1 protein-coding gene is annotated in these 809 nt (G+C 70.2%); it reads left to right on the forward strand.

Annotated elements, in window-relative coordinates:
* Positions 1 to 809: DUF222 domain-containing protein (locus tag E0H50_RS42665; RefSeq protein ID WP_238151733.1), on the forward strand; the 809-nt coding region annotated here is incomplete at both ends.

Below are 809 nucleotides of genomic sequence, written 5' to 3' on the forward strand. Positions count from 1 at the left end.
GCCGACCACGGCGTGAAGTTCACCGGGTACCTGGCCAACGACAACGCCGAACTGTTCCGCACCCTGATCACCACCGGCGCCCGCCCGCACAAGACCCTCGACGGCGAGCCTGACCCGCGCTCCCGTGAGAAGCGCCAAGCCGACGCCCTCACCACCACACTGACCCTGGCCGCGACCGCCCTCGACGCAGGCACTCCCTCACCCACAATGCCCCGCCCGACCGGCAAACCCGCCAGCTCCACGCCGACCGGCTCCACGGACGCTGGCTCCACGGACGCTGGTTCCACGGACGCTGGTTCTACGGACGCTGGTTCCACGGAGGCGGGTTCTACGGAGGCGGGTGGTACGGAGGCGGGTGGTACGGAGACCAGGGTCGACGCGGTGAACGGCTCGGATGCTGGGGCGGTGCCGGGCCAACGGCCCGAAGCGGCTGCTGTGGCTGCTGGTGTGGCTGCTGGCCAGGCTTGTGATGGCGCGGGTGGTTCGCGTGGTGGGGTCGTGGACACCGTGCCTGGGTTCGGGGCGAAAGCGAACCTCACCGTCACCATCGACTTCCAGGACCTGAAGGCGGCCACCGCGGACGCGATCGGGCACACCGTCTACAGCAACGGGCTGTCCGCAGCCACCATCCGCCGCCTGGCCTGCGACGCAGGCGTCATCCCAGTCGTGCTCGGCTCCAACTCCGAACCCCTCGACGTCGGCCGCCGCGAACGCCTCGTCACCAAGGCCATCCGCCGCGCCCTGAACACCCGCGACCGCGGCTGCGTGATCTGCAACGCGCCACCGGTCATGTGCGACGCACATCACCT

Source organism: Kribbella sindirgiensis, assembly GCF_004331435.1.
GTDB lineage: Bacteria > Actinomycetota > Actinomycetes > Propionibacteriales > Kribbellaceae > Kribbella > Kribbella sindirgiensis.